Here is a 1,918-nt window from a genome sequence, read left to right as displayed (position 1 = left end):
ATCGGTTCCTGAGTTGTTCGCCGTGCAAGTGGAGCGTCGTCCTGAGGCCGTGGCGGTCAATTGCGGACGGGATTCATGGACCTATCGCGAACTCGACGAGGCGTCGAATCGGTTGGCGCATCTGCTATCGGCGCGGGGCGCGCGTCCTGGTCAGAACGTGGCCCTGCTGTTGGAGCGTTCGGCCGAGGCGGTCGTGGCGATGTTGGCGGTGCTCAAGACGGGGGCGGCGTATCTACCGATCGATCCGGCGCACCCCGATGCGCGTGTCGAGTTCATGCTCACCGACGCCGCGCCGGTCGTCGCCATCACGACTGCCGGTTTGCGGGAACGCCTCGACGGCCACGATATTCCGGTCATCGACATCGATGATCTCGCGGTCGTCGATCAGCTGGTTACGCCGTTGCCGGCGCCGGCTCCCGACGATATCGCGTACGTGATTTACACCTCGGGCACGACCGGTATTCCCAAGGGTGTGGCGATCAGCCATCAGAATCTGGCTCATCTTGTCGTGTCCACGCCGGCGGATCTGCCGGGAGAGCAGGTGTGGACGCAGTGTCACTCTTATGGTTTCGACTTTTCGGTGTGGGAGATCTGGGCGGCGCTGCTGGGCGGGGGCCGGTTGGTGGTGGTGCCCGAAGAGGTGAGCGGGTCGCCGCAGGACTTCCACGCGTTGCTGGTGGGTGAGCGGGTCAATGTGTTGACCCAGACTCCCTCGGCGGTCGCCGCTTTGAGCCCGCAGGGGTTGGAGTCGGTGGCGGTGTTGCTCGGTGGTGAGGCGTGTGCGGCCGAGGTGGTGGACCAGTGGGCGCCGGGCCGGGTGTTGATCAACGCTTATGGTCCGACCGAGGCCACGGTGTACGCGTCGATGAGCGCGCCGCTGAGAGCGGGGTCGGGGGCCGCGCCGATCGGTGCGCCGGTGTCGACGGCGGCGGTGTTCGTGCTCGACCAGTGGCTGCATCCGGTGCCGGGCGGGGTGGTCGGTGAGTTGTATGTGGCCGGTCTGGGTGTGGGGGTGGGCTACCTCGGCCGAGGCGGGCTGACCGGTGGGCGGTTCGTGGCCTGCCCGTTCGGGCCGGCGGGCACGCGGATGTATCGCAGCGGTGATCTGGTGTGCTGGCGCGCCGATGGGCAGCTGCAGTATCTCGGGCGCGCCGACGAGCAGGTCAAGATCCGCGGCTATCGTGTCGAACTCGGCGAGATCCAAAGCGCCCTGGCCGCCCTCGACGGCGTCGAGCAAGCCGTCGTCATCGCCCGCGAAGACCGCCCCGGCGACAAGCGTCTGGTCGGCTATGTGACCGAAACCGTCAGCGGGAGTGTGGACCCGGCAGGGCTGCGTGGCGCGCTGGCCGAGCGGTTGCCGGCCTACATGGTGCCGGCGGCGGTGGTCATGCTCGACGCGCTGCCGTTGACCGTCAACGGCAAACTCGACACCCGCGCGCTGCCGGCACCTGACTACCACAACCCGTTGCAATACCGCGCCCCCGCCGACGCGGTCGAGGAGATCTTGGCCGGCATCTACGCCCAAGTGCTGGGGCTGGAGCGGGTCGGCGTCGACGACTCGTTCTTCGACCTCGGTGGTGACAGCATCTTGTCGATGCAAGTGGTGGCCCGCGCCCGCGCCGCCGGACTGCAATGCCGCCCCCGCGACATCTTCGTCGAACAGACCGTCGCCCGACTAGCCCGGGTAGCCGACGCGACCGACAAGGAGCCCGGCCCGATCGACGACGGCACCGGCCCGGTGCAGCCCACGCCCATCATGGGTTGGCTACACGAGATCGACGGCCCGACCGACCAGTTCAACCAAACCATCGTGGTGCAGGCACCGGCGGGCACAACCGACGCCGACGTCGTCACCATTCTGCAAGCGCTGCTGGACCACCACCCCATGCTGCGGCTTCATGCGCAGCGCGACGACGCA

At 67.9% G+C, this 1,918-nt stretch carries 1 protein-coding gene; it reads left to right on the top strand.

The genetic code is table 11. The features are described from left to right. Positions 1-1,918: non-ribosomal peptide synthetase (locus AU188_RS17060; RefSeq protein WP_156426730.1), on the top strand; the 1,918-nt coding region annotated here is incomplete at both ends.

The organism is Mycobacterium sp. IS-3022, from assembly GCF_001500065.1.
In the GTDB taxonomy this organism is placed as follows: domain Bacteria; phylum Actinomycetota; class Actinomycetes; order Mycobacteriales; family Mycobacteriaceae; genus Mycobacterium.
This window is presented reverse-complemented; position numbering and strand designations above follow the sequence as displayed.